The following is a 26,557-nucleotide window of genomic DNA, read 5'->3' as shown; positions in this document are numbered from 1 at the left end:
CATCAATCCTCTTCATCACGGCTGCGCTGGTTGACATGCCTGATCTGCATCATAAACTATACTCAAATGCAAAATTGATAAAGGCTGCTGCCACCGCGGGCGATTCGCGGGAGCGCGGTTCGCATAATGGAGAGCGCGCATATGGAAACCTTTGCGACCCAACCGATTCCGGCCCATGTTCCGCCGGACATGGTGAGGGATTTCAGCCTGTTTTCCTCGCCCGGCATGCAGCCGACGCCCAATGGCGATCCGCAGGCGGCGGCCGCCGTCGTGCATCAGGGACCGCGCATCTTTTATTCCCCGGTCAACACCCGCGACGGGCGCGGCACCTGGGTCATCACCCGCGCGCAGGACCAGCGGAGGGTGCTTCAAGACCCGGAAACCTTTTCCAGCCATCGCAGCATTTTCGCCTCTGCTCTGGGTGAAAGCTGGCCGATGATCCCGCTGGAACTGGACCCGCCAGAACATGGCAAGTTCCGCTCGCTGCTCAATCCGCTGCTGTCGCCCAAGCGGGTGATGGCGTTGGAAAGCGCGGTGCGGGAAAGGGCGATCAGCCTGATCGACAGGATCGCGGCGGCGGGCACCAGTTGCCATGTGATGGAGGAGTTCGCCTTTCCCTTTGCGGTGAATATCTTCCTGCGCTTTCTGGGGCTGTCGGATGACCGGCTGGACGAGTTCGTGACCTGGGCGAATGAGCTGCTGCATGGCGACAATGTCCAGCGGCCCGCCGCGGCGCGCACCATCATCGCCTTTATCGACGAACTCTCGGCCGAACGGCGCAAGCGGCCAGTCGATGACTTCATGTCCTTCCTGGTTCAATCGAAGATCGACGACCGGTCGCTGACCGATCAGGAAATTCGCGGGACCGGCGTGCTGCTGTTCGTGGCGGGGCTGGACACGGTTGCGGCGGCCATCGGGTTCGACCTCAATTATCTGGCGCGGCATCAGGACGATCAGGAACTGCTGCGCAGAGATCCCTCGCGCATCGTGCTGGCGGCGGAAGAATTGCTGCGCGCCTATCCGACCGTGCAGATGATCCGCGTGGCGACGAAGGATGTGGATTTCGAAGGCGCGCCGATCCGCAAGGGCGATTATGTGTCCTGCGCCACGATGATCGCCAATCGCGATCCGCTGGAATTCCCGCATCCGGAAAAGATCGATCTGGCGCGGGAGGATAATCGCCACACCGCCTTTGCCTATGGCCCTCATCGCTGCCTGGGATCGCACCTCGCCCGGCGGGAGATCGTGGTCGGGTTGGAGGAATGGCTGAAGCGTATCCCCATTTTCCGCATCAAAGAAGGCACAGCGCCGGTCACGTTCGGGGGGCATGTGTTCGGCATCGAAAATCTGGTTCTGGACTGGTCTTGAGGAGGGACGTCCCATGAAAATCATTGTGCACAACGACAAGTGCCAGGGTCATGCGCGTTGCTGGGCCATGGCGCCCCATATCTTCGAACTGGATGATGAGGGCTATATCAAGCCCGGCGACATCGAGGTGGCGGAGGCGGATGAAAAGCTCGCCTGGAAGGGGGCAAAATCCTGCCCTGAGCGGGCGCTCGAAATCCAGAAATGAGGGGTGCTCATGGGGCGCTTGCGGCAGCGCTGTTCCTGATGATGGGGCAGGGCGCGGGCGCAGCGCCGTTGCGGGCCGATCAGGCGGTGTTTCGCGATATTTACCGGGAACTGGTGGAAACGGACACCAGCGCTTCGACCGGGAACTGCACCTTGGCCGCCGGGCGGCTGCTGGCACGGCTGAGGGGTGCGGGCTTCGACGCCGGTCAGGCGGAGGTCTTCGTCCCCGAAGGTCGGCCGAAGGAGGGCGGCCTGATCGCCCGAATCGAGGGCAGCGACCCCAGGGCCAGGGCGATGCTTCTGGTCGATCATATCGATGTCGTCGCCGCGCGGCGGGAGGATTGGTCGCGTGACCCCTTCAAACTGGTCGAGGAAAATGGCTATTTCATAGGGCGCGGGGTGATCGACGACAAGGCGCTCTCCGCCATCTGGGTGGACAGCCTGATCCGCATGAAGAAAGAGGGCTTTCGGCCCAAGCGCAGCATCAAGGTCGCCCTGACCTGCGGCGAGGAAAGCGGAGAGGGGGTGAACGGCGTCGACTGGCTGCTCAAGCATCGGCGCCAGGCGGTGGAGGCGAGCTTTGCGCTCAACGAGGGAGGTTATGGCATCACCGATGCGAACGGCAAGCCGGTCGCGCTCTATCTGGCGGTGGGCGAGAAACATTCACAGAGCTTCACCATCGAAGCACGCAATCCCGGCGGCCACAGCAGCCGGCCGCGTCCCGACAACGCGATCTACGATCTGACCGATGCGTTGGCCGCGATCCGCCGGTTTTCCTTCCCGATCCGGCTCAATGCCACCAATCGGGGTTATTTTACCCGGATGGCGCCGATCGTCGGCGGCGACATGGGATGGGCGATGGCGGCATTGGGTAAGGGCGCGACCGGTGATGCCGTGGCGGCGAAGGTGACGAGTGACGTCACCTATAATGCCATGCTGCGCACGACCTGCGTTGCAACGATGGTGGAGGCGGGACATGCCATCAACGCTTTGCCGCAACGAGCGAGGGCGACGATCCAGTGTCGTCTCTTTCCCGGCGAGAAGGTTGAGGATGTCGAGGCGCAGCTAAGTCAGGTCATCGGCAATCCGGCCATTGCGCTTCGTCGTGAGGGTGGAAAGGGGGAGGCAGTGGCTATCCCGCCTCCGATCGATCCTGCCATCGTTGGCCCTGTGGAGGAGGTGGCGCGCAAGCTGTTTCCGGGCATCCCGGTCGTGCCCAATCTGCTGACGGCAGGAACGGATGGCCGCTATCTCAGCGCGGCGGGTATTCCGACCTATGGCGTGCCGGGTATATTCCTCGATCCCGACGGCAATGGCGCCCATGGGGTCAATGAGCGCATCCGGGTGAAGAGTGTCTATGAGGGGCGGGATTATCTCTACGAGTTGATCAAGCGTTATGCGGGGGAAAAATGATTGCGTCGTCCCCGCCTCCGCGGGGACGACGAAAATACCTAAGTCCTGATCCACACCGCCTTGGTCTGCAAATAGGCGTCGATATGCTCGAAGCCGCCCTCGCGTCCGAAGCCGCTCATCTTGTAGCCGCCAAAGGGAACGGACGAGTCCATCGCGAAATAGTGATTGACCCAGATCGACCCGGCCCGGATGCGCTTCACTGCCGTCATGGCTTTGCCGATATCCTTCGTCCACACCCCGCCCGCCAGGCCGAAGCGCGTCGCATTGGCGCGGGTGATGACCTCATCGAAATCGTCGAACGGCATGATGCAGGAGACGGGGCCGAAAATCTCTTCCCGGGCGATCCGCATGTCGTCCTTCACATCAGCAAAGACCGTGGGCGCGACCCAATGGCCCTGATCGAAGGCGCCGCCCGTCACCCGCTCGCCGCCTGTCACCAGCCGCGCACCTTCCTGCGGGCCGAGTTCAAGATAGGAGGAGACGCGGGCATATTGCTTGGCCGACACCAGCGGGCCGATCTGCGTGCCGGGGTCCAGGCTGGGACCGACCTTCAAATTCTTCGCGAAGGCGGCGATGCGCTGAACCATCTCCTCATAGACCGGCCGCTCGACGAACAGCCGCGTGCCCGCCGCGCAAACCTGCCCCGAATTATTGAACACGCCCATCGCCGCCGCGGGCGTCGCCATGTCGAGATCGCCGTCGGCAAAGATGATATTGGGCGACTTGCCGCCCAGTTCCATCGTCACTTTCTTCACCGTTCCGGCGGAGGCGGCAATGATCCGCTGGCCGGTTTCGCAGGAGCCGGTGAAGGCGATCTTGTCGACATCGGGATGGGCCGAAAGCGCGCCTCCGGTCCCGCCCGCGCCGGTTACGACATTGACGACCCCCGGCGGCACGCCCGCCTCCAGGCAAAGCTCACCGAAGCGTAGCGGGCTGAGCGACGCATCCTCGGCGGGCTTCAGGACGATGGTACAGCCGGTCGCCAGCACCGGCCCCACCTTCCACGCCGCGCTGAACAGCGGGCCGTTCCAGGGGATGATCGCGCCCACCACGCCGACCGGCTCGCGGAGGGTGTAAGAGAGGAGGTCGACCGGGAAGCTGTTGGACAAAGTCTCCCCATGGATCGCCGTCGCCGCCCCGGCAAAATGACGCAGCGAGCGTTGCAACATCCCGCGCAGACCCCGCGCAGCGGTGATCGGACGGCCCATTTCGATGCAATCGAGCAGGGCAAGGTCATTGAACTCCGCATCCACCAAGTCAGCGAGCTTCAGCAGCACGGCCTGCCGCTCAGCGGGCTTGAAGCGGCTCCATGGCCCTTCGAAGGCGGCACGGGCAGCGCGGACGGCGCGATCCACATCCTCCGCGCTCGCCAGCGCCAGGTCGGCCACCAGTTCGCCGGTAGACGGGCTGAAGCTCTGGAACGTCTCGCCCGACAGGGCGTCGACAGGCTTGCCGTCGATCAACAGCTTTTTGGGTTTGCCGTCGATGAAGGCGGGGCGGCGGGTCTCGATCATGGGATCATCCTCAGGCAAGGGCTTCATGGGCGCGCCGCATCGAGGCGCGCCCGAAAGCGAAAAGAAGCGCGGCGGGCAGCAGCACGCAGAAAACGCTGATGACGAGCGACAGGCCGACCTTCATTTCGTCGCCCAGCAGCTTATCGGTGACGAGGCCGATGAAAGCAGGCCCGCCCGCCATGGCGATCAGGCCCGATGCCAGCACATAGAGCGCCGACACGCGCCCGCGCAGATATTGCGGCGTCACCACCTGCACCGTCGCGGGTCCCATGCTGGAGGTCGAAAGGATCAGCGCCATGAAGCACCAGTAGCAGACGACCGTCGCCCAGGGGCTGCTGACCAGAAAGGCGGCGATGCCGAACGGGGCGGCGGCCAGCACGGTCAGCAGGCACCAGAAGAGATGCGCGTCGCGCTTCCCGCGCCGATAGAGCCGGTCCACCGTCCAGCCATGGACCGGGATCAGCGCCGCCGCTCCGATCTGGGCCAGGCCGATCACCGGGCCGATCCGTCCCGGCTCCCAGCCATGGACGCGCGCCAGATAGACCGGCGTCCAGAGCTGGAAACCGATGGTCGCCGCATAGGCGAGGCCGAAACCGACGAAGGTGGCCAGGTAAAGTGCCTTATATTGGCGCATGAAAGCCCATGCCTCGCCATAGCCCGCACCCGCGCTGATCGCCTTGCGCCGGGGCGGCTCGCGAAAGACGAAGACGAGGAAAGCCAGCAGCATGCCAGGCGCGCCGGTCATGATGAACACCTGCTGCCAGGGCTGCAACAGGCCGAAGACCGGCCAGACGGCAGGTCCGGCCTTCATCGCGGCGGCGACGATCGGGCCGCCGAACAGGAACACGATGCCCGCGCCCATCACGCCGCCCATGATGAAGACGGACATGGCGAGCGACACCTTATGCGGCGGGAAGCTGTCCCCGACCACCGAATAGCTGCCGGTGCCGAAGCCCGACTCGCCCGCGCCGACCCCCGCGCGCGCCATGGCGAGCGCCGCGAAGCTTCCGGCGAGGCCACAACTCGCCGCCGCGATGCTCCACGCAGTTACTGACAGATACAGCACGACTCGCCGGCTGAAGCGGTCCAGCGCCATGCCCAGGGGAATGGCGCACAGGCAGAAGAGAATGGCGAAGGCCGGTCCCTGTAAAAGGCTGATCTGCAGATCCGAAAGGCCCAGATCTTTTTTTATCGGCCCGACCATTAGGGCCATGATGTTTCGGTCAGTCAGTGATAATATGTACAGCAAGAACAGGATCGATACAGTCAACCAGCCCATTGGAGGCGACGGATAGGCGGCCTGTTCAGGGAGAGGGGGGGTGATGTTGGTTTCAACATCTCCATGCGCGCTGCCTGACCCAGACGATGGCGTCATCGTCGCGGAAATCTGTGTCATGACTGCGCAATCCCATGGGAAATGGTGCGCGCTGGCTGACGATCATGCGGCAAGGGCACTCTCCATATCTTCCGGCCATATCTGGTCCGGCGATCGCCCGTCCGGGCGTCGTCACTTCAGGCATTATAACGCACATTTTTGCACAGTGGGTCAATATATGTTCGCGATGCATCTTTTCGGCACGCCCCAGTGCCGCGGCTGTGCGCGGGAATTTTCCTGAGGGATTCAAGGAGAAAGGAGGAGGATAGGTCTTTCCAATAAAATTTTCCCATTGGTGCAAAATTTATTGACAATGTGGCCGAGTGGGATAACTATAAAAGTGCACACGGGGATAATAATGATCAAGCCGGGTGACTTTGCCTGGTCATGGTCGTGCAGGGAGAGGAAAAGGAAAGATGGCGAAGAACAGTCTGTTCATCTCGTCGCTGGCGGTCAGCGCCAGCATCATCGCAATGGCCGTGCCCGCCTTGGCGCAGGAAGCGACCACAGCGGCACCCGCTCAGGAAGGAGCGACGCCTCAGGCGGCCGGGCCTGCGAGCAATGCCGACATCGTCGTTACGGGTTCGCGCATCGTGCGCGACGGCTATACCGCGCCGACTCCCGTGACGGTCGCATCGACCGAGGAACTGGCCAAGACGACGCCGTCAGGCGTGGCCGACGCGCTCAACAAGCTGCCGCAGTTCAACAACTCGCTCAGCCCGTCCAAATCGGCCAACAACTTCTCCAACCTGCCGATCCACGGCAATGTGCTCAACCTGCGCGGTCTTGGCACGCCCAGCAACAACCCGAAGGGGCCGCTGCGCACGCTGGTGCTGTTCGACGGCATGCGCGTGTCGCCCACCGAATATGTCGGCACGATCGATACCAACGTCCTGCCGCAGCTTCTGATGCAGCGCGTCGACGTGGTGACGGGCGGCGCTTCGGCGCAATGGGGCTCCGATGCGGTCGCAGGCGTGGTCAACTTCATCCTCGACAAGAAGTTCACCGGCTTCAAGGGTCTGGCCCAGGCCGGCATCGACGAGCGCGGCAATAACGGCAATCAGCGTCTGGGCGCAGCCTTCGGTTCGGATTTCGCCGGGGGCCGGGGCCATGTGCTGCTGAGTGCGGAATATTCCAATAGCGAAGGCATGTTGCGGCAGGATCGCAGCTTTGCGACCCAGGGCTATAATTTCGTCGGCAGCGTGACGACGAGTTGCGGTCCTTCGGCAAACGGCCAGCAGCGTACTTGCACTGCCGCGCCGGGCACCGCCGCCAATCCCTATGCCATCGCCTCCGACATCCGCATTTCCGCACTGGCGGCCAATGGGCGTATCGTGGGCTCAAGCGTGACGGGTAATCCGTTTGTGGGCCGGGTCATCAACAATGACGGTTCCACCCGCGCCTTCAATCTGGGCACGGCGGTCGGCACCACCGGCTTCCAGCAGGGCGGTGACGGCTACAAGATCCCGAACGACACCAATGCGATCGCGCCGCTCACCAATTATAACGGCTTCGGCCGGGTCAGCTATGAACTGACCGACAATATCACGGCCTTCGTCCAGGGCGTCTATGCCCGCAGCAAATATCATTATTTCACCCAGGGCAATTCGCTGATCCCGGCGACGGAATCGGCGCGCATCTACAAGGGCAATCCTTATCTCTCGACGGCTTTGGATTCGGCTCTCACCGGCGCGAATGACTATTATGTCGTGGGGCAGCAGGATGCCGGCCAGCCCAAGCCGATCGCCTATGAAAAGACCGATTACTGGACCGCGACGGCGGGCCTGACCGGCAAGTTCGCGGACTTCAACTGGCAGGTCACCTATAACCATGGCGACTCCAAGCACTCGATGGACAATGTCGGGCTGTACAACAATCAGAAGCTGTATGCGGCGTTGGATGCCGTTCGTAACCCAGCTAATGGCCAGATTACCTGCCGCGTGCTGCTCAATCCGGCCTATGCCTCGCAATTTGCGGGTTGCCAGCCGCTCGACGTGATGCATGGCGATCCGTCCAAATCGACTCCGGCGGGCTATGCCTATGCCACCGGCACGTCGAGCTATCGCGCGCGCTTCAAGCAGGATGCATTTGCGGCCAATATCAGCGGCAGCCTGTTCGAATTGCCCGCCGGCCCGGTCGATATCGCCGTCGGCGTCGAATATCGTCGCCAGACGCTGAATCTGACCAGCAATGCCGATCCGGCGCTGCTGCTGACCGACGCGCAGAAGGAAGCCTATTTCGCCGGGCTGCGCGGGATTCCACGGGTGGAATCCGCCCTGCTTCCCTATCCGACCGGCCCGATCAACACGCTGGCCTACTGGCTGACCAATGTGGGCGGCAGCCATGGCAAGCTGAACGTTAAGGAAGCTTATGCCGAAATCGCGGTGCCGATCCTTAAGGATACGCCCTTCTTCCAGGAACTGAGCGTCAACGGCGCGATCCGCGTGACCGACTATTCGACATCGGGCACGGTGAAGACTTGGAAGGCGGGCGCGACCTGGAAGCCGGTCGACAGCCTGTTGCTGCGCGGCACCTATTCGCATGACATCCGCGCACCCAATCTCTACGAACTCTATGCAGGTCCGCAGAGCGGCATCGGCATCGTGAACGACGTCAGGAACGCGGCCGGGACATATGGCAGCGGCCAGAACGTCAACGCCAACACGCTCACAGTCGGCAACCCCGATCTGAAGCCTGAAGTCGCGAACACCTACACCTTTGGCGCAGTGTTCGCGGCTGAATTCCTGCGCGGTTTCTCGGCCTCGATCGACTATTATCATATCAAGGTCGACAAGCTGATCGACTCCCTGTCGGCGCAGCAATTGCTGACCAACTGCCTGAATGCTGGCGGGTCGGGCGTTGTGGAGTGCACCCAGATCGACCGTGCGTCGCCAACGACTTTCCCGTCGCTCGTTCATCTGGTGCCGCAGAACATCGCCTTCCTGAAGACGGCGGGCGTCGACTTCGACTTCACCTATCGGACCGCCGTGGGCAATGGCGGGCTGGGCGTCCGTCTCTACCTCAACTATCTCGACAAGTTCGATGCCCAGCAATATGCGACCGCGCCGATCGCCCATTATGCGGGCGTCAGCGTCGTCACCAGCAACCCGCAGGGCTTCCCGCGCTGGCGCGGCAATCTGACGGTCGACTATACCAACGGGCCGTTCGGCATCACGATTGGTGAACAATATATCGGCAAGATGCGGCTCGACATTCCGGGCGGTACGACGCCGATCCAGTTTGTCGATCCGAAGGTGAAGCCGGTCTGGTACACCGACCTGACGCTGCGCTACACCATTCCGCATGGCGATGGCGGCAATTTCGAGTTCTTCACGACGGTCAACAACCTGTTCGACAAGGATCCGCCGCTGATCCCGGGCACTGTGCCCGGCGTAAACCCGCCGACCAACATCGCGGTATACGACATTGTCGGCCGCGCCTTCACGGCGGGCGTGCGCGTCAAATTCTGATCGGCTCTTTCGGGGCGAGGGCAAAAGGGGCGGGAGCAGCGATGCTTCCGCCCCTTTTCCTTTCGCTAAGCCCCTGATCCGCGCCCATATGTGTCCATAGAGCGGCAGGCTGCGTTGCATCCATGCTGCACCCCGCAGTATGTTGCGCTGCGTCAATAGCCGGCTGGTTCCGGTCAATTGGGCATCAGGCTGGGTCGCCTGAGGTCCAGCCCATGATGAAGGGTGAGGGTCCGTGCACCCGGGGTTTCCCGGAACGGATTCGCACGTCATTTCATGATCGGTTGGCCGTCGGACGGAAGCCGTTTGAAGAAGGAGAATAGAGATGCGGATCGTTATGACCGGATCGGGCTATGTCGGCCTGGTCTCCGGCGCGTGTTTCGCGGATTTCGGCCATGATGTCATCTGCGTGGACAAGGATGCGCGCAAGATCGAGCTGTTGCAGAGCGGCGGCGTGCCGATCTATGAGCCCGGCCTTGCCGATCTGATCGCCCGCAATGTGAAGGCGGGGCGGCTGACCTTCACCACTGATCTCGCCGGATCGGTTAATCAGGCCGATGTCGTCTTCATCGCCGTCGGCACGCCCGCCCGGCGGGGTGACGGCCACGCCGACCTCAGCTATGTCTATGACGCCTCGCGGGAGATCGCGGCCAATCTCAAGGGCTTTACCGTCATCGTCACCAAGTCGACCGTCCCGGTCGGCACAGGCGACGAGGTCGACCGGATCATCCGCGAAACCAATCCGGACGCGCAGTTCGCTGTCGCCTCCAATCCGGAATTCCTGCGCGAAGGCGCGGCGATCCAGGATTTCAAGCGTCCCGACCGCATCGTCGTCGGCATAGAGGATGAACGCGCCCGCCCGGTGATGGAGGAGGTCTATCGGCCGCTCTATCTCAACCAGGCGCCGATCCAGTTCACCGGGCGCCGGACCAGCGAACTCATCAAATATGCGGCCAATGCCTTCCTGGCGATGAAGATCACCTATATCAACGAGATGGCCGATCTGTGTGAAAATGTCGGTGCGGACGTGCAGCAGGTGGCGCGGGGCATCGGCCTGGATAACCGGATCGGTTCAAAATTCCTGCATGCGGGGCCGGGCTATGGCGGCTCCTGTTTTCCCAAGGATACGCTGGCGCTGGTCAAGACGGCCGAGGATTCGGGTGCGCCCATCCGTCTCATCGAAGCGACCGTGGCAATCAACGAGAGCCGCAAGCGGGCCATGGCGCGCAAGGTGGTTGCGGTATGCAATGGTTCGGTGCGCGGCAAGACGGTCGCGGTGCTGGGCCTGACCTTCAAGCCCAATACCGACGACATGCGCGATGCGCCGTCACTCTCGATCATTCAGGCTTTGCAGGATGGCGGCGCGCAGGTCCGCGCCTATGATCCGGAGGGGATGGACGCGGCCCGCACGATGCTGAGCAATGTCGATTTCTGCGACAATCCCTATGCAGCCGCCGAAGGGGCCGCGGCAGTCGTCATCGTCACCGAATGGGATGCGCTTCGGGCGCTCGACTTGAACCGGCTCAAAAGCATCATGGACGGCGATGGGCTGGTCGACCTGCGCAACATCTATCGCCCCGCTGATGCCGAGGCGGCCGGTTTCACCTATGTCAGCGTCGGTCGCGGAGTCACGCCGGAGATCGAAGAACTGGTGCAGGCGGCAGAGTAAAGCTACGACCAAAATCCCCCTCCCGTAAAAAGGAGGGGGCAAAGCTTCCAGCCGGAATTTCCGAATCGACTATATCGGTTCTGAAAGAATCCTTGGTTTTCCGTCATTTCCCTTACGGCATGCAACAGTTCGTCGCAAATCCTGAGACAATACGACGAGTCGTTATTGACCGGAAGTTTTTGTTAACCTTCATAGGAGACCCTACAGGGGATAACTTCGGGGGTCGCAAACATGCCTGTCAAAATGACTGGCTCCATTTTTGGAGCCGGAATAGCCATATCTTGCATTTTCGCAGCGGGAGCCGCTACGATCATGACTTCAGGGTCGACATCGAATAGGATGTCGACAATCACCAACACTTCCTCGTCGTCCACGACGACGAGTTCGACATTAACGACGTCGACGACAAGTGGTTCCGCCACAATCAGCACGACGTCGGATTTTTCGGATTTCGACTTCGCCAATGGGACTAGGTTGCCGGAAAAGGCGACGCTTTCGCTGGGCAATGCCAGTTTCCGACCGGGCAGCAGTGTCGCCTATGTCCCGGTGACGCTGGATCGGCCGACGCCCAACACGGTGATCGCGCGGATCATCACCGTCAACGGATCGGGTACTTATCGCGCACTGTCGGGCTATAATTATCAGACCGTCGATACGGTGGTGATCTTCCGTCCGGGCGATCCGCTGATCCAGACCGTCGCGGTGCCGATCATCGCCGCCACGGAAGGGCAGCAGTTCCAGCTCAAGCTGCGGGAGGCACCCTGGGGCGGCCTTCAGGGGCAATCGACGGCTACGATCACCGCCAGCAGCGCGGTGGAGGCGACGCTGAAGGCGACCGGCACTTTCCGAGAGCCGCGAACCTTCGCGGCGACGGGCACGCTCCAGTTCGAACTGCGCAAGGATACGCACAAGCGTTCGCCCGATGGCGGTTGGGATAGGTGGGCGACCTCGCTCGCCAATGGCCGAACGCAGGTCGCCAATGGCGAGACCGGCCTGTATCTTGATTCCAGCATTTTTCCCGGCATCGAAGGGCCGGTCTATTGGGGAACGGACGGCCTGGTCCTGCACACGCAGAAGTTGAAGACGCCGATCAGCTATGGCGGCCAGACCTGGTATTATGGATCGTCGGCGCTGGATGGCCGCAATTTCCTGGCGACGCAGATCGGCTATGGCCAATATGAATGGGAAGCCAAAATGCCTAACCGGCGCGGCTCATGGCCGGCCTTCTGGTTGGTGTCGACCAGTGGCTGGCCGCCGGAAATCGATATTTATGAGGGCTTTGGCTATCAGAGCTTTTGGGATTTTGACCGCCACGTCGCGCACACCATCCATGTCGGCGCCAACAGCACCCGCTACGATGCGCGGGGCGTCACGATCCAGACGCAGCAGGCCTATGGCCTCAGCGGCTATAGTCAGGGTTTCCATCGCTTCGCCGTGGACATCCAGCGCGACTATATCACCTGGTTCGTGGACGGGGTGGAAACATACCAGTCGGTCAATCCCTTCCAGGGTTTCCGCTTCTATCCGATCATGGATGTCGCGGTGAAGACCAACGGCACCTATGACGACGGATCGGGCGACATGACCGTCAAGAGCTTCAAGATCTACAGCGCGCCATAATAGCTTTGGGCGCCGCCCGCGAGGGCATAGAGGCGCCCCCAGCTCTTGACCCACTGCCCGGCGATGTCGACCCGACGCGCGCCGGGCAGCAGTAGAGCCGCCAGTCCAGCCGTCCGCAATCCCAATATCGCGATCGACCGGGCCAGCAGCTTTGCCGTACCGATCCGGCCGGGCAGAGCCTTGCGCCGCGCCATGGTTTCGGTGCAGCCGATGCGCCACATGCGTTTGAGCACCCAGGAAAGGCGCGCCCGCTCTACCGGCACCCATTCGCTGACCCGCGCATCGGGGGACCAGCCGAACCGCGCTCCGGCGTCATGCAGGCGAGCTAGAAAATCCAGATCCTCCCCGCCGCTGCGGTTGAAGCGCGGATCGAAAAAGGGCGCTGCGATCATCGCGAATGCGCGGCGGCTGACCAGCAGGTTGTTGCTGGCCCACAGCATGCCGGTGGCGCCCCATGGCCGTTTCTCCGCGCGGAAGACCAATGTTTCCCGCGTCCAGCGTGGCGGCTGGCCGACGAAACAGCTATCCACCGGTCCGGCCACGACATCCGCGCCCACCTGCGCCTGACAGATCAACAGGGCATCGAGCCAGCCCGGCTGGGGCCATTCATCATCGTCGATCATGGCCAGGAAGCGCATCGCCGGATCATCGAGGGCGGCACTGACGATCGCATTGCGTACCGCGCAAAGTCCCGGCTGCGCCACCGTCAGCAGCGTCACGGGCAGGCGATAACCCTCCGCCAACAGGGCGCGCACGACGGCGGCGCCCTCCTGCCGTTCGGGATCATTGTCGGCCACCAGCAGCATCACGTCATGGCGGTCGGTAATCCCCGGCAACGTCTCTAGCAGATGCCGAAGCTGCTCGGGGCGGCGAAAGGTGGGGATGGCGATCCAGACCGCAGGCATCAGGCGGCAGCCTCCACGGCGGGCTTGCGGGTGCGGCCGCCGCGCTGGAACCATTTGATGAGCTGATGCCCGCGCACCTCGACCAGCGCATAGCTCGCCCAGCAGAGCAGCCAGGTCGCGACCAGCATGACGGCGAGGATCAGCCCGTCGAAGCCGGTGATCCCATGCTTGTGCGCGACCCCCATGCCGCGCGCGAACACGTCGCGCACCAGCGGATGCCAGAGATAGATGGAATAGCTGATAAGGCCCAGATGGAAGCTGACCGGATTGGCCATGATCGCCCGCGCTGCCGCGCCATTATAATAGCAGCTCAGCACCAGCGGGGGCATCAGGCAGACCACCAGTACATCGGCCTTTCCGGGCAACAGCAGCGCGAGCGCGATCAGCCCGCAGATCATCGCAAAGCCGCCCGTCCGGTCGATCAGCCGCCTGCACCAGTCCTTTTGCGCACAGCGATAGCTGAGCACGCCCAGCGAGAAACCGGCAAGGCAGCGTAGCAGAGTCAGCACCGTATCGCTGTCATTGACGTCCAAGGGGCCGCTCGATCCCCGGCCGGACATCGCCACCAGCGCCAATAAGCCGACGCACAGCAACCCTTGCACCCACGACCATCGCGAAAAGGCAATGATCGCGATCAGCGGATAGATGAGATAGGCGGCGACTTCCGTGCTGACCGACCAGCTATTGCCCGCGATCGGCTCCGTGCCCCAGCCCCAGCTCTGGACCATGAAGATATTGCTGATCACATTGGCGGCGTTGAGATCGATCGCCTGATTGCCCGATATATTGAGCAGGATGCGGGCCATGAACACCAGCGTGACGATCAGGTGCAGCGGCCACACCCGCGCCGTGCGGTTGATCAGGAAATCGACATAGCTGGCGCGGCCGAGATGGTTCACCACCCGGTCGTGATAGCCGAAGGAAATCACGAAGCCGCTCAGGATGAAGAACAGGTCGACCGCCAGATAGGCGCGGGAGAAGAGGGGCAGGCGAAAGGCCTCGAACGTCGGATTATGCGGGATATGGTACAGCAGCACCGATACCGCCGCCACGCCGCGCAGGCCGGTCAGCGAGGAAATTCTCATGCGCCGGCGCTCCTTATGGCGGGGGCTGCGTCGAAGGCGGCGGCAATGGCGTCCCATAGCGGCTTGCGGCGCATCTGCCCGTCCAGCGGCAGGCCACGCGAAAGCTGGCCGTCGGGCCATTTATAATCCTTGAAATTGGACAGCCAGCTATAGCGGTCTGACAGCCCCCAGCAGAGCACCGAGCGCATTGCTGGATTGTCCAGTGCCACGTCCAGAAATGCTTTCGCGACCGAGGCGACTTCGCGGTCCCGCTTGTCCGGATTGGGCGGTCCGCCCCGGTCGGCAATGTCGAATTCGGTCACCGACAGCGCCAGGCCATATCCGTTGAGCTGTTCCAGAAAGCGCGCGAAAACCGCCTGGTTGAAGCCTTCCCTATAGGGCTTCAAATGCCCCTGTATGCCGATCGCATCGACCGGCACGTTCCGCGCCATCAGCCGGTCGAGCAGTTTCAGCATGGCGGTGCGCCGCCGTTCGCAACGGGGCGAGTCATGTTCCAGTCCGAAATCGGTCAGGAACCGCATGGGCCGGGGATCGACCTCGCGGGCGCGGTGGAAGGCGATATCGATATAATCCTCGCCGAGTGCGTCCAGCCACATGCTTTTGGCGCGCATGCCGTCGGCGCGGCCGTCATTGGGCTCGATCGCTTCGTTGACGACATCCCATTCGCGGATCTTGCCCGCATAGCGGCGCATGGCGGTGTCGATATAGCTGGTCATCAACTCCTCGCGTCCCGCATTGTCGGCGCGCTTCAACGCCGGCTCCAGCCAAGGCGGCTGCGCGGCGTACCAGACCAGCGCATGCCCCCGCGCCCGCATGCCATGCTCCTGCGCGAAGGCGATGATCTGGTCGGCGCCGCTGAAATCATATTTTCCGGGCTTGGGCTCGGTGGTGCCGCGCTTCAGCTCATATTCCTGAACCACCATGTCGCATTCGCGGGCGATGGCGGCCGTGAAATCGGGGTCTTCGCGCAATTGGCGCGATTTGATCGCGGCGCCGAAATAGCGGCCCGACTTGCGGGCGTGGGCGGCAAGGCCCGCCGTCCCGCCGACCTGCGCCGCACTTTGCGGAATGGGCGAACAGGCGGTCAGCGCCGCCGCTCCGGCCAGAAATTCGCGTCGCTTCATAGCCGCTGTCCTCTGCCCGCAAGCATGTGAGAAAAGTCGATCCACCGGTCGGAAATGCGGCGATAGACTGGGTCGGGCATCACGATCTGCAACAGCACCGTCGCCGCCAGCCTTGGCCCGAAAGCCCCCCGGCAGACTGCCCCCAAATAATAGCGCATCGCCTGCCGCCGGCTGGTCGGCCAGATGCTTTTCGCGGCATGCCAGCCCATATAGGCGGAAAAGGCGCGGGGGCTGATATGCGGGCGCAGATCCTTGAGCCAGGCCAGGCTGCCGATGCTGCCGCGCACGGCCGACAGCCGGTCGTCGGCGTGCCGGTCTGCCCAGATGGTGCCCGGCCGTTCCGTCATCAGGAAACGCGCCCCGGCCAGCGACAGGCGCAGCGCGAAATCAGTATCGTCCCCGAATTTCACATCCTCGCGGTAGCGGACTTTCCCCGCCAGCATCCGGCTGAGCGCCATGCTGCTGGTCTGGATGAAACCGCGATCGCACATCAGATAGCGGTCCATCGTCTCGCCGCTGGCGATGGCGCGGGGGGGCTTCAGGAAATTGCGTCCTTCGCCGCGATCCGCCAGCACCTGGCCATAGGCGACGACATCCTCGCTCTCCTGCACCAGCGGCAACAGGTCGGCCAGATGATGCGGCAGGAAGCGGTCGTCGCAGTCGAGAAAGGCGATATAGCGCCCGCGCGCATGGTCGATGCCCTTGTTCCGGGCCGCCGCCGCGCCGCGATTTTCCTGCACGATGACCTTGAGGCGCGGATCGTTGATCGCGCCTAGCGCCACTTCCGTCCCATCGGTCGATCCGTCGATCACGACGATGACCTCGATGATGGCGATGGTCTGTTCGAGCGCGGACATCACGGCGGCGACCACTGCATCACGGCGCTGATAGGTCGGGATTATGACCGAAAAGAGCGGCGCGGCGGCTGCCGCTTTCAGAGTGGACGGAGGTTGCCATGCGGTCATCACGAACTGGCTCCACTTGCGGCTGCCCCGGCCTTGCCGAACCGCAGCACGAAGCCGTTGACCAGTGACCGGTAAAGCGGCTTGGGCAGATAGGAACGCAGCACCTGCCGGGCGATCACGCGGGGCGGAACGCCGCCCGCGACCATGCCGATGGCCAGATCCTTGATCGCCACCACCGGCTTGATCGGGGCCATATGATAGGCGAGTACCGTCGCCCGATAACCCCGCCGTGCCCGGTTGGTCAGCATATGGCCGCAGCGGTCGAGCCAGTCGAGCGAGGTCTCATAGCCCTTCACATAGGAGGTACGGCCCGCCTCGGTCGCGTCGAGCCACACGGTCAGCGCCTGGTCGATCATCCGGAACCGCGCCCCCGCGCCCTGCAACCGGACGCAGAAGTCGAGATCCTGTCCTTTCTTGAGCGCCGGGTCGAACAGCACTTCCTGCGCCATTCGCGTCGGCACGACCATGGTGCTGGTCTGCATGAACTGGTTGGCGCAGAACAGATATTCGCCCACATCCTCCCCCTCGCGAATGCCGCGATCGGGCCTGATCCAATAACGGTCGACGCCCCGGTCGACCTTCATGCGCGAATAGAGGACGGTGTGCCCATCGTCCCCGGCCAGCGCCTGCGCCATGATGGAAAGCTTGCCCGGCAGGAACAGGTCGTCGGAATCGAGAAAGGCGATATAGCGCCCGTCCGCCGCCATGATGCCCCGGTTGCGCGCCGCGCCGCCGCCCGCATTATCCTGCCGGATGTAGCGGACACGGGGATCGCCTATGGCGTCGATCACCCGGCTGGGATTGTCGTGCGATCCGTCGTCGATCACGACGATCTCGAAATCCTGCCAGTCCTGCGCCAGCACGGACCGGATCGTGTCACCAACGATTTCCGCCCGGTTATAGAGCGGGATGACGACGGAGAAAAAGGGTTGCTTGTTCTGGAGGGGAGCATTGCTCATGCGCCATGCACCTTTCGATATTCTTCATAATGAACGCCCGCGAGACCGGCGATCTTGCCCGCCGCGCGGTAAAGCTTGCCGAGGCGCTCGACCCGCTTGCCCCGGTCGAATGTGGCGATGGCGCCCAGCGAGCCGACCAGGAAACCCGCGACGATGCGTGGCGCTTCGCCCAGCAGCGTGCGCAACCGGCCCTTGTGGAAGCGCTCGACCATCATGTCGGTCATGCCGACGCGATAGCCGCGCATCAGCAGCCATTTGGCGGTGATCCGGCTGGCCGGGATCAGTTCGGTGACGACCGCTTCCTCCGACCAGGCGAAGCGGAACCCCTTGCGCTGCATGCGGGTGAAGAGCTGCTTGTCCGATCCTCCGGTCAGCGCCATGCGGTCATCGAACGGCCGCTCGCCCATGGTGCGCAGGGCGGTGGCGGCCATCAGCACATTGGCGGTGCTGTCCACCAGCGCGACCGGGCCGGACTGCCCGCGTTGCTTTGGGGCAAGCAATGGATGGCGCGCCGCCCAGGGCGCGATGGCGCTGTCCATTTCGCGCAGCACCGCGCCGCCGACCACGTCCGCGTCCCAGCGCTGCGCCGTATCCGTCATAGCATCGATCCAGCCGGGGGAGGCGGCCTCGTCATCGTCCAGCATGGCGACATGGGTCGCGCCGGGCCGTGCCAGCGCGGCGGCGACGAGCGCGTTGCGCACCAGCGGAATGCCGCGCTCCGCCACCAGCAGAGCCTCAATCGGCCAGCGATAGCCCTGTGAAGCAAGCTGCTCGACCACGGCCAGCCCTTCCTGCCGGGCGGCGTCATTGTCGGCCACCAGCACTTCCAGATTGTGCTGTGTTTGTTGCGCAGCGAGAGAGTCCAACGTGCGGCGCAGTCCCTGCGGCCGGTTGCAGGTCGCAATACAGACGATGATATTAGCCATTGACGCTCTCCTGCGGGAGACGATGCCGCCGCGACCATTGCGAGCGCGGCTTGGCCTTGAAGGTTGCGTGGGCGGTCGCGACCGCCGCGAGGAAGATCACCCAGACCTGGCGATCCTTGTCGAAGAAGCTGGTTTCCAGCAGATTCTGGTACATGACGAAGACCCAGATCGCGAAGGCGGGGACCATCAGCGCCTGGTTCTCTTTCGTTGATCCCGTCAGGAACCAGTAAGCGGGCAAGGCGAGGAAGCTGACCAGCAGCATGACCAGCCCCAGCGGCCCCGTCGTCACCCAGATTTCCAGATAGCCGTCATGCGAATGGGCGGTCAGCATCTGGAATTGCTGGTTCAGATAGTCATGCGCCGGACTGTTGACGCCCACTTGCCAGAAGCCGCCGAAACCCGCGCCCAGATAGGGGTGATCGGCCAGATAGTCGAACACCACCCGCCAGATCGATACGCGCCCGGTGAAACTGGTCGGGTCAGCGAACAGCCGCTCGATGGTCGGCTGATAGGCGATATAGAGCCCCAGGAACCCGACCATGCCGAAACCAAGGCCCAGCAGCAGGATCGCCCGTTTCTGCGTGTTGTCGCTCAGCGCCCGATAGATGTTGCTGATCGCCAGCATGCCGACGCACAGCGCGAGCGAAGTCTTGCTCTTGGTCCCTATCACGAAGACGAAGGCCATGACCGCGAACAGGGCGTAATACCATTTGCGCCGGTCGATCCATGCATTGCCGCAGACGATGAAGGTCAATGCCATGACGGCGCCCGCGATATTCTTGTGGAAGAAGAAACCGCGCCATGCGCCGATCAATGCCTTGTCGCTTTCCGTCGGTGGATGCACGGCGGCGGGCGTCAACGGCAAGGACACCCAACAGATGATCAGCGACACGATCAGCGCCGCGCGCAAGGCGTCGAACAATCTTTGCGGCCCCATCAGCGAGAGCGCGCAGAAGGTGATGTAGATCACGATCAACTGCTGCATCGCCCGCTTGAAGGACACGAAAGGATCGACGCCCCAGGTGCAGGAGATGAAGAACCAGACCAGCATGATCGCCAGCGGCCAGAAAGTGAATTTATATTGCAGCGGATGCTTGCGGATGATCTGCACGCCGGTCAGCAACAGGGCGAAACCAATGAACAGCATCTGCTTGAACAGGTCCGACCCGTCATTTTCCTGCGCCATCGCCACCAGCTCGTCCTGCGTGCGGGAGGCGAAGGGTTGCTGGCCGATGAAGACCATCATCAGGAAGACGAAATAGAAGATCTGGGTGACCCAGACCATGCGCATGCTCTCGCCGCCGCCGCTCTGGGCGGCGGGGGGAGCGGTGAGGCCGCCGCGATGCCAGCTTGTCGCCATGGTCAGATGACTCCCCGCTGGTCGCGCCGCCATTTGCGGTCGAGCTGCCAGATGCCGAGCATCATGACGAGCTGCGACAGCACGACGCCGCCAATGGAGAAGACGGGCGCGGCGCCCCACACCAGCAGCGTCACGGCGACAAGGCCGACGCCGCAACTGCGCATGCTCTGCGCGGCGAGGGGACGGAAGGCTTTGCGGGCCTGGGTCATGACGCTCATCGGCGTCTGCACGCATTGGACGAGGGAGAGGAGGGCGCAGAGGCCCACCGCGATCATCACCAGCCCGTGGTCCAGCGTGGGTTTCAGGATCAGGCCCGGAAAGGCATAGAGAGCGAGCGCCGCCACCACGCAAGTCGCCAGCCACAGCATCACCAGCGCGGCCATGAACACGCGCTCCGACTTGATCGCCGCGCCATGATCGCCGCGCGCGACGGCGCGGGTCATGCGGGGGCGCTCAAGCTGGGTGAGGGCGGTGATGCAGACATTGACCGGACGGAAGAACAGCATCCCCACCGCAATCGGGGCGAAAGCGGTCGGACCGGCCAGCAGCGTCACGATATAGCTGTGCGAGTTGGATGTGGCTTCGGTCGACAGCACGCCCACCAGCGTCCAGGCGGATTGCTCCTTCCACACCGGGCGATAGGCGCTCAAGGCGCGGCCTGGTGCCATGGCAAAATGCCGCCGTATATAGGCAAGGCCGAAGGGCAGCAGGCCCACCAGACTGGCCGCCACCAGCATGCCGCCAATGGCTGGCATGTCGGCGCCCGTCCGCATCGCGATCAGCAGGCCGGCGAGGATCGTCCCGGCATAGGCTAGGTCCGACCGGGCGGCTCGCGCTGGCGCGTGATGCGCATAGGCGTTGGACCGCCCGAACCAGCGGATCAGCGACAGCGTCCCCGCCAACCCGAACAGCAAAGCCGCCATGGGCGAGGCCGTCGCCCAGGCAATCGCCGCGCAGATCAGCCCCTGACTGGCCGCCAGCATCAGATTGACCGGGAAAAAGAAGTCGAAATTCCGTGCCTCGGCATCGTCGCTCTGGTTCACGGCGATGGTGTAGGGCGTCGATACCAGTGCGTTGGACAGGCTGTAGCCGAACTGGATGATCACCAGCAGGAAGGCCAGCGTACCGATGGCCGCCGTCCCCAGATGGTGGATCGAAAAGAGCTGGACCAGCAAATGGCTGACCGAGACGATGGCCGAGGACAGGCTGGCCAGCCCGAAGCGGCCGAACAGGCTGCCAAGGCGCTGGACGCGGGCATTATCCTCCATGGCCTGAACTTCAGCCATGGCGGTGTTTCCAGATCAGCCAGAGCGCATGGGGATTGGTGGTGATATAGCGCCAGGCAAGCTCCTGGGGCCGCGTCGCCATGCGGTGCAGCCATTCGAAGCCGGACTTCTGCATCCACAGTGGCGCACGGGGATAATCGCCGGTAATGTAGTTGAACAGCCCGCCGCAGGTGACGATCCAGCCCGCCCTGATCCTCTCCCGGTTGCGCACGCAGAAGGCCTGCTCACGCGGCTTGCCGGTGCCTACCCAGAGGACATCCGGCGAGGCTGCGTTGATCGCATCGATCACAGCGTCCTCATCCTCCGGCTTCCAGAAGCCGTTGCGCCGCCCGGCCAGTTGCAGCCCTGGCGCGAGGGAGGCGATCTCCTCCGCGCAGGCGGCGTTCACCTTCTCCTCGCCGCCGAGCAGATAATAGCTGACGCCAGCCTGCGCCGCTGGTTCCAGGCTGTCGATGAACATGTCCGTCGTGCTGGATCGATCAGCGATATGCGGCCCGCCCAACCAGCGGGACGCTGCGACGATGATCTGTCCGTCGGCATGGATCAGGTCTGCCTGCGCCAGATTGGCCCGGAAATCCGGGTTGCTGGCATTCATCGACAGACCCTGCCCATTGGCGTCGAACACCAGCAAGGGTGGCTGGTCCAGGCTCCGTCGCAAGGGCGCCTCGACCAGCATCTTCGCGATCAGCGCGTCGAGCGACAGGGTCGATACGGGCAAGCCGCCGACATGGGCTACAGGCGCGTCCTGCCCGATGCCGGGAGACGGAAGAGGTTGGTGACGCGCCAGCGCATGTTCGGCGCTCATGCAATCACCGTCCCGGCAATGGGCACGCCATGACGATCCAGATCGTCGATCACCCGGCGCATGTCGGCAATCGCCGTATCCCCGCGCCGCGCGACGATGACCACCGCGTCGAAGCCCGCCAATATGCTGCCATAGGGCGTCTGGTCGCCTTTGCGCTCCGCCAGGTAGAACAGCATCGATATGTCGCGCAGCCCCCAGCCATTGGCCGTTTCCGCCAGCGGTCCGCGAGTGACAAGGCTCGTCGCGCTGCCCGAAGCCCGACCGGCGGTCATCAGCCACAGCCCCTCAACCGCCGTCTTGGCTGCCGGCAGCAGCGCGGCGCTGCCCATCAATTGCTCGGCAAGCCCTGCCTTGTTGGCAACCCGGAACAGCCGGTCGAGCGAAGGCCGCCCCATGTCGACGTCGATGAGCATCGTCTGCCCATCCATCTGCGCCAGCACGACCGCCAGATTGGCCGCCATGATCGCGGCCTCGTCGCCCGCTTCGATCGCGAGTACCGCCAGCCGCAGGGAGGCGGGGTCGCCATCCTTGGCCGCCGCGCGCATCTTGGCGCGGATCGTCCGCACCTTGGCGGCATAGGCGTTGGCGGGATCGAAAGCCGCGACCACCAGCGGATCGACCCGTTGGTCGCCCTGCGGCAGCAGGGAGAAGCCACCCTGCAAGGCGGCGAGGATTCCCGCATCCTCCGGGTTCAGCAATCCCAGGTCGACGGCCGCATCATGCAGCGCCAGACCCTGGGACCGGGCATGACCCTCGACATGATGCACGTCGGCTTCCGCCAGAAAGCCGTGCTCTACTGCAAGGCGAGCGAAATTATGGCTATCGCGGGCGCGGGGGCGTAGCGTCGTCGCGCTGCCCGGCGTGAGTTGAGGTGGGGCGCCTGCCGTAGAACGCAGTCTCATGCGGCCTCCTGCTGTTTGAAGAACCAGCCGCCACCTGTGGGCACCGGCATCAGTTCGGTAATGACGTCGACTTGGGTAGCGCGGGCCACGCCAGCGGCCGAGCGAACGCGCGGATGGATGATCTCCATGAGGATCACGGCAGCCACGCCGCCGACCAGGCCCAGGGCGATCCCGCCGATCAGCCAGAGCATGATGTTGGGCTTGGCGGGCAGCAGAGGAACGGTCGCCGCATCGAGCGGGCTGGCATTGGGCTGCGAGATCTGGCTCTTGAGCGTCGCCTCGTTGAAGCGCTGGCGCACCGTGTCATAGGTCTGCCGCGCCGCATCGACGTCACGCTGGAGCACCATCAACTGGTCCTGCACGTCGGACATGCGGATCATGCGATCCTCCTGCCCGGCCATGTTGGACTTGAGGTCGCCCTCGCGACGGCTGGCCGCCACGCTGTTCGCGCTGACCGCGCCGGCCTGGCTGGACCGCGCCGACGCCAGCTTCGATTGAAGCTCGGCAAGCTGCGCATTGGCCGCCGCCATGCTCGGATGATTGGGGCCAAGCGCTTTTTGCAATTCGGACACCTTGGCGGACTGCTCCGCCACTTGTTCCTGCAAATTCTGGACGATTAGCGACCCTTCGATGTCGGACACGCTGCCTGCGCCAGCCTTCGACCGGGCCGCCGCCGCTTCCGCCTGCGCCTGGGTCAACTGATAGGACATGTTCTTGAGCTTTTCAGCCTCAAGGTCCATGCGGTTGATGCCGATAATGTCATGCGCCCGCTGGAAGTCGGACAGCTTCTTCTGGGCGATTTCATAGCGGTGACGCACTTCCTGCGTCTGCTCGTCGAACCATTTGGCCGAACCGCGCGCCGGGGAAGCGCGCAGTTCCACCTGCTCGCGCATGTAGATCTTGGCGATCAGATTGGCGACCTTGGCCGCGACCTGCGGATCGGCGTCCAGATACTGGATCTGGAGCACATTGCTCTGCCGCCCGGTGGTAATGGTCATATTCTTGCCGACCAGGGCCGCCGCCGATTGCAGCCGCGCATCGGCCGGCATGTCGGTCGGCTGGGCGTCGACGAAGCCCGCTTCCCTGGCGACGGCGTTCAACACCTTGCCGCTGCGGATGATGTCCGTCTGGGTGCCCAGAATGGAATCGGTATCCGGCTTTGGACCTTGCGCCGTATTGGTGTCGGTCGGGTCGGTCTGCGACAGGTCGAGCAGCAGCGAGGCCGTGCCCATATATTGGCGCGGTTGCAAAAAGGCGGTGATCGCGATCAGAAGGAACAAGATTCCTCCGATCATCGCCGCCGTGCGCCAGCGCGCCTGAAGCGCCGCCAGCAAATCCATCGGGTTCATGGTCATAGCCCGTCCACTCCCTTGAGCAGGGCGCGCATTTCCTCGGCGGGCGTCTGGACAGGCGGTGCGCTCTGCACCGGCTGCTTCGCCATCAGCAGCAGGAATTGCGGCGCCAGCGTATCTTCGAACATCCACAGTTCGCCATTGGGCGTCGGGACCAGAGCGGGTTGCAACCGCGCCATGGCGTCGCGCGCCTGGCCTTCATTGATCGACCCGCCGCCCAGCACTTCATGGCCAAGCTTCACCAGCCGCTCATAGCTTATGGCCGACATTTGAGAGGCCACTACGGCGGCGAGCGCGATCATCCGGCGGCCAACACCCGGCGCTGACCCGGCTTCCCACAGGATGCGGCGGAACAGCGCGTATGTCTGGCCGCTCATTTCCTCCCAATCCTCCAGCGCGGACACCAGCCCCTGCTCGATATCGGCAAGCACCATGCGGTCGCGTGCAGCCGCTTCCGTCACTAGAGCCGCCGACATGCCGAACAGCCGCGCATGATAGGGCGAACCCATGGCCGCGCTCGCCAGCATGTCCAACGCATCTTCATCGATGGAAAGCCGCGCATTATTGGCGCAGGCCAGTAACAGCCGCTCCAGTTCCGGCTTGGGGATCGGCGCGACCCGCTGCGGCACCAGGTGACGGCGGAGCGAAGGATGGGCCGCGATCAGCCCGTCAATGTCGCTGGCGATGCCGACCAGCACGACCTGAACCGGCGAATGAATGTCGGTCAGCAGCTTGAGCAGCGTTGCCACGTCCTGCTTGGCCGTTTCGGACTGCACCCGGTCATATTCGTCAATGATGAGGATGGCGCGCTCGCGCACTTCCTCCACCAGCAGGGCGGAGAGGCGGGAGACATCGAGCGGCTCGCCCATCATCTTGCGCGCCCGCTCCTGTCCCGCGCTGCTCATCGGCAATTCGGTCAGGAAGGGGCGGAAGAGAGAGTCGAAATCCGCTTCTCCATTGGCCGAGGCATAGAGGGCGATGCAGCCCGCTTCGTCCGCCAGATCACCGAACACGCGGGCGAGGGAGGTCTTGCCCGACCCGCGCGTGCCGAAGATGACGGCATGCTTGCGCTGCACGACGATCGCCTCGACCAGCTTTTCCAGTTCGCTGTTGCGCCCGGCCAGACCGTGGCGGTCCGTCACCGGCATGGCGGTGTTGAACGCGGCGTAGATGCTGTCGCGGCGCAGGCTGATCGGCTTGATCGGCGCGGCCATGGCGCTCATCGAAAGCGGACGATGGGTGGAGCCTTCCGGCGCCACATCCGGCGCTTCCTGCCGGAAGCCCGGCAGCGCGGGCACGTCCAGATGCAGCGGTACATCGTCAGCTATGACGCGTTCGTTGCGCTTTTCGCTGCTTCGCGTCAGGGACAGGAACCGGTCGAACAGGCCGGATCGTTGGTGCGTGAAGCTTTGATCGAGTGTCGTCAAAACAGCTTCTCCCGGATGATGAGGACGTCTTCAGGCTTCACTGGATCATCCAGATTGGCCTGTATTTCCTTCCCCTCCCGCCGGACTTTTATGCGTTTCGTTGAACCGGCCAGCGTCGGTCCGCCCGCCAGCGCCAATGCCTGCCGGAAGCTTTGTCCAGGCGCATAAGCAAAGGCGCCGGGCTGCTGGACCTGACCGTAGACATAGATTTTCTCGGCAGGCGGCACGAACAGCGTGTCGCCTGCTTTGAGCGGCCGCATCGCGCCCGCCGCCATATCGGCCAGCGAAATGCGCACCGGCCCACTGCCGTCGGCGGGCGTCAGGATGACGGCATTGGCGCCATCCTTGGTCGACCCACCCGCCTTGGCGAGCATCGACGCCACCGTATAGTCGCGGTCCAGCGGATAATTGCCCGCCTCCGGCACATTGCCGAGGACAGTGACGAAGCGGCTCACATAGTTGCTGACCTCGACACTGACCGAGGGCTTGGTGAGATATCCGCCGCTGGCATAGCCCGAGGCGATGTCCTGCGCGAGCTGCGATGTCGTCTTGCCTTTGGCCGTGACCGGGCCGACCAGCGCGAGCAGCACGGTGCCGTCCTCCTTGATGCGGGTGGTGGTCGACAGGTCGGGCTGACCGAAAACGGAAATCTTCAGCTCGTCATTGGGCCCAAGCTGATAGCCGGCGCTCGCCGCCTGTGGGGCGGGGGGTGTGGCCGCAGTCGTCGTGGCGGTTCCGGCTACGGTTTGCGCAGTCGCGGAGAAGTATCCTGCAATCATGAGCAAGGCGGACATGGATTTCAGGAGAGTATCGGCTTTCACAGCGCAAGCT

22 protein-coding genes are annotated in these 26,557 nt (G+C 63.5%); 6 read left to right on the top strand and 16 right to left on the bottom strand.

Going from position 1 to position 26,557, the window contains the following annotated elements:
* Positions 1-141: 141 nt before the first annotated feature.
* From K426_RS13740 to K426_RS13730, 3 genes are read left to right on the top strand one after another with little or no spacing between them, the layout of a single operon-like run.
* On the top strand, positions 142-1,368 hold the full coding sequence (locus K426_RS13740) for a cytochrome P450 (protein ID WP_066561782.1): 1,227 nt from the start codon (positions 142-144) through the stop codon (positions 1,366-1,368).
* 13 nt (positions 1,369-1,381) lie between these two features.
* A complete protein-coding gene (locus K426_RS13735) occupies positions 1,382-1,573 on the top strand; it encodes a ferredoxin (RefSeq protein ID WP_066558056.1) in 192 nt (63 codons plus the stop codon).
* The gene (locus tag K426_RS13730; protein ID WP_066558055.1) at positions 1,570-2,985 is read left to right on the top strand and encodes a M20/M25/M40 family metallo-hydrolase; all 1,416 of its coding nucleotides are present in this window, start codon (positions 1,570-1,572) and stop codon (positions 2,983-2,985) included. Before K426_RS13735 ends, K426_RS13730 begins: the two co-directional genes overlap by 4 nt.
* Positions 2,986-3,023: 38 nt before the next feature.
* Here the strand turns inward: K426_RS13730 and K426_RS13725 are convergent, their stop codons facing one another.
* On the bottom strand, positions 3,024-4,499 hold the full coding sequence (locus K426_RS13725; protein ID WP_066561780.1) for an aldehyde dehydrogenase family protein: 1,476 nt from the start codon (positions 4,497-4,499) through the stop codon (positions 3,024-3,026).
* A 10-nt stretch (positions 4,500-4,509) separates the two neighbouring features.
* On the bottom strand, positions 4,510-5,895 hold the full coding sequence (locus K426_RS13720) for an MFS transporter (protein WP_237229802.1): 1,386 nt from the start codon (positions 5,893-5,895) through the stop codon (positions 4,510-4,512).
* 395 nt (positions 5,896-6,290) lie between these two features.
* On the opposite strand from K426_RS13720, the gene K426_RS13715 reads away from it, so the two are divergent.
* Positions 6,291-9,344: a TonB-dependent receptor domain-containing protein gene (locus tag K426_RS13715; protein WP_066558053.1), complete on the top strand. Its 3,054-nt coding sequence runs from the start codon at positions 6,291-6,293 to the stop codon at positions 9,342-9,344.
* Between the two features lie 322 nt (positions 9,345-9,666).
* Entirely contained in the window at positions 9,667-11,010 is a 1,344-nt protein-coding gene (locus K426_RS13710; RefSeq protein WP_066558047.1) for a UDP-glucose dehydrogenase family protein, read from the top strand.
* Positions 11,011-11,192: 182 nt separating this feature from the next.
* Here K426_RS13710 and K426_RS32555 read toward each other — a convergent pair whose 3' ends face one another.
* Positions 11,193-11,516, bottom strand: a complete 324-nt coding sequence (locus K426_RS32555; protein ID WP_237229800.1) for a hypothetical protein — start codon at positions 11,514-11,516, stop codon at positions 11,193-11,195.
* Between K426_RS32555 and K426_RS13700 the strand changes: the two genes are divergently transcribed.
* Positions 11,485-12,630, top strand: coding sequence for a glycoside hydrolase family 16 protein (locus K426_RS13700; RefSeq protein ID WP_066558045.1), 1,146 nt, complete (start codon positions 11,485-11,487; stop codon positions 12,628-12,630). The two genes, K426_RS32555 and K426_RS13700, sit on opposite strands and share 32 nt — an antisense overlap.
* Here K426_RS13700 and K426_RS13695 read toward each other — a convergent pair.
* From K426_RS13695 to K426_RS13635, 13 genes are read right to left on the bottom strand one after another with little or no spacing between them, the layout of a single operon-like run.
* Entirely contained in the window at positions 12,615-13,535 is a 921-nt protein-coding gene (locus K426_RS13695) for a glycosyltransferase family 2 protein (RefSeq protein ID WP_066561779.1), read from the bottom strand. The two genes, K426_RS13700 and K426_RS13695, sit on opposite strands and share 16 nt — an antisense overlap.
* Positions 13,535-14,620, bottom strand: coding sequence for an acyltransferase family protein (locus K426_RS13690; RefSeq protein ID WP_066558042.1), 1,086 nt, complete (start codon positions 14,618-14,620; stop codon positions 13,535-13,537). Before K426_RS13690 ends, K426_RS13695 begins: the two co-directional genes overlap by 1 nt.
* Complete coding sequence (locus K426_RS13685) at positions 14,617-15,744, bottom strand: endo-1,4-beta-xylanase (protein ID WP_066558039.1); 1,128 nt, start codon at positions 15,742-15,744, stop codon at positions 14,617-14,619. The genes K426_RS13690 and K426_RS13685 overlap by 4 nt, the downstream gene beginning before the upstream one ends.
* Entirely contained in the window at positions 15,741-16,709 is a 969-nt protein-coding gene (locus tag K426_RS13680) for a glycosyltransferase family 2 protein (protein ID WP_066558033.1), read from the bottom strand. The genes K426_RS13685 and K426_RS13680 overlap by 4 nt, the downstream gene beginning before the upstream one ends.
* Positions 16,709-17,668, bottom strand: coding sequence for a glycosyltransferase family 2 protein (locus K426_RS13675; protein WP_066558032.1), 960 nt, complete (start codon positions 17,666-17,668; stop codon positions 16,709-16,711). The genes K426_RS13680 and K426_RS13675 overlap by 1 nt, the downstream gene beginning before the upstream one ends.
* Positions 17,665-18,594 (bottom strand): glycosyltransferase family 2 protein, encoded by a 930-nt coding sequence (locus K426_RS13670; RefSeq protein WP_066558031.1) that lies wholly within the window; start codon positions 18,592-18,594, stop codon positions 17,665-17,667. Before K426_RS13670 ends, K426_RS13675 begins: the two co-directional genes overlap by 4 nt.
* Positions 18,587-19,987: an O-antigen ligase family protein gene (locus tag K426_RS13665; protein WP_066558030.1), complete on the bottom strand. Its 1,401-nt coding sequence runs from the start codon at positions 19,985-19,987 to the stop codon at positions 18,587-18,589. The genes K426_RS13670 and K426_RS13665 overlap by 8 nt, the downstream gene beginning before the upstream one ends.
* A complete protein-coding gene (locus K426_RS13660) occupies positions 19,957-21,240 on the bottom strand; it encodes a polysaccharide biosynthesis protein (protein ID WP_066558029.1) in 1,284 nt (427 codons plus the stop codon). The genes K426_RS13665 and K426_RS13660 overlap by 31 nt, the downstream gene beginning before the upstream one ends.
* Positions 21,233-22,045 carry a WecB/TagA/CpsF family glycosyltransferase gene (locus K426_RS13655; RefSeq protein WP_066558027.1) on the bottom strand — a complete coding sequence of 271 codons (813 nt, stop codon included), beginning with the start codon at positions 22,043-22,045 and terminating at the stop codon, positions 21,233-21,235. The genes K426_RS13660 and K426_RS13655 overlap by 8 nt, the downstream gene beginning before the upstream one ends.
* Positions 22,042-22,947, bottom strand: coding sequence for a capsular biosynthesis protein (locus tag K426_RS13650; RefSeq protein ID WP_066558022.1), 906 nt, complete (start codon positions 22,945-22,947; stop codon positions 22,042-22,044). The genes K426_RS13655 and K426_RS13650 overlap by 4 nt, the downstream gene beginning before the upstream one ends.
* Positions 22,944-24,302, bottom strand: coding sequence for a GNVR domain-containing protein (locus tag K426_RS13645; protein WP_066558019.1), 1,359 nt, complete (start codon positions 24,300-24,302; stop codon positions 22,944-22,946). The genes K426_RS13650 and K426_RS13645 overlap by 4 nt, the downstream gene beginning before the upstream one ends.
* The gene (locus tag K426_RS13640) at positions 24,299-25,726 is read right to left on the bottom strand and encodes an ATP-binding protein (protein ID WP_066558016.1); all 1,428 of its coding nucleotides are present in this window, start codon (positions 25,724-25,726) and stop codon (positions 24,299-24,301) included. Before K426_RS13640 ends, K426_RS13645 begins: the two co-directional genes overlap by 4 nt.
* On the bottom strand, positions 25,723-26,547 hold the full coding sequence (locus K426_RS13635) for a polysaccharide biosynthesis/export family protein (protein WP_066558013.1): 825 nt from the start codon (positions 26,545-26,547) through the stop codon (positions 25,723-25,725). Before K426_RS13635 ends, K426_RS13640 begins: the two co-directional genes overlap by 4 nt.
* Positions 26,548-26,557 lie beyond the last annotated feature (10 nt).

The organism is Sphingobium sp. TKS, from assembly GCF_001563265.1.
Classification (GTDB): Bacteria; Pseudomonadota; Alphaproteobacteria; order Sphingomonadales; family Sphingomonadaceae; genus Sphingobium.
The sequence above is the reverse complement of the archived record's forward strand: the minus strand, read 5'-3'. Positions and strand labels throughout refer to the sequence as shown.

Coding starts and splice junctions, on each gene's coding strand:
- K426_RS13695 (WP_066561779.1), bottom strand. CDS start 13,535: ATGCCTGCGGTCTGGATCGCCATCCCCACCTTTCGCCGCCCCGAGCAG.
- K426_RS13730 (WP_066558055.1), top strand. CDS start 1,570: ATGAGGGGTGCTCATGGGGCGCTTGCGGCAGCGCTGTTCCTGATGATG.
- K426_RS13655 (WP_066558027.1), bottom strand. CDS start 22,045: ATGAGCGCCGAACATGCGCTGGCGCGTCACCAACCTCTTCCGTCTCCC.
- K426_RS13645 (WP_066558019.1), bottom strand. CDS start 24,302: ATGACCATGAACCCGATGGATTTGCTGGCGGCGCTTCAGGCGCGCTGG.
- K426_RS13685 (WP_066558039.1), bottom strand. CDS start 15,744: ATGAAGCGACGCGAATTTCTGGCCGGAGCGGCGGCGCTGACCGCCTGT.
- K426_RS13715 (WP_066558053.1), top strand. CDS start 6,291: ATGGCGAAGAACAGTCTGTTCATCTCGTCGCTGGCGGTCAGCGCCAGC.
- K426_RS13650 (WP_066558022.1), bottom strand. CDS start 22,947: ATGAGACTGCGTTCTACGGCAGGCGCCCCACCTCAACTCACGCCGGGC.
- K426_RS13675 (WP_066558032.1), bottom strand. CDS start 17,668: ATGAGCAATGCTCCCCTCCAGAACAAGCAACCCTTTTTCTCCGTCGTC.
- K426_RS13670 (WP_066558031.1), bottom strand. CDS start 18,594: ATGGCTAATATCATCGTCTGTATTGCGACCTGCAACCGGCCGCAGGGA.
- K426_RS13725 (WP_066561780.1), bottom strand. CDS start 4,499: ATGATCGAGACCCGCCGCCCCGCCTTCATCGACGGCAAACCCAAAAAG.
- K426_RS13710 (WP_066558047.1), top strand. CDS start 9,667: ATGCGGATCGTTATGACCGGATCGGGCTATGTCGGCCTGGTCTCCGGC.
- K426_RS13740 (WP_066561782.1), top strand. CDS start 142: ATGGAAACCTTTGCGACCCAACCGATTCCGGCCCATGTTCCGCCGGAC.
- K426_RS13720 (WP_237229802.1), bottom strand. CDS start 5,895: ATGACACAGATTTCCGCGACGATGACGCCATCGTCTGGGTCAGGCAGC.
- K426_RS13665 (WP_066558030.1), bottom strand. CDS start 19,987: ATGGCGGCGCGACCAGCGGGGAGTCATCTGACCATGGCGACAAGCTGG.
- K426_RS13680 (WP_066558033.1), bottom strand. CDS start 16,709: ATGACCGCATGGCAACCTCCGTCCACTCTGAAAGCGGCAGCCGCCGCG.
- K426_RS13660 (WP_066558029.1), bottom strand. CDS start 21,240: ATGGCTGAAGTTCAGGCCATGGAGGATAATGCCCGCGTCCAGCGCCTT.
- K426_RS13735 (WP_066558056.1), top strand. CDS start 1,382: ATGAAAATCATTGTGCACAACGACAAGTGCCAGGGTCATGCGCGTTGC.
- K426_RS13690 (WP_066558042.1), bottom strand. CDS start 14,620: ATGAGAATTTCCTCGCTGACCGGCCTGCGCGGCGTGGCGGCGGTATCG.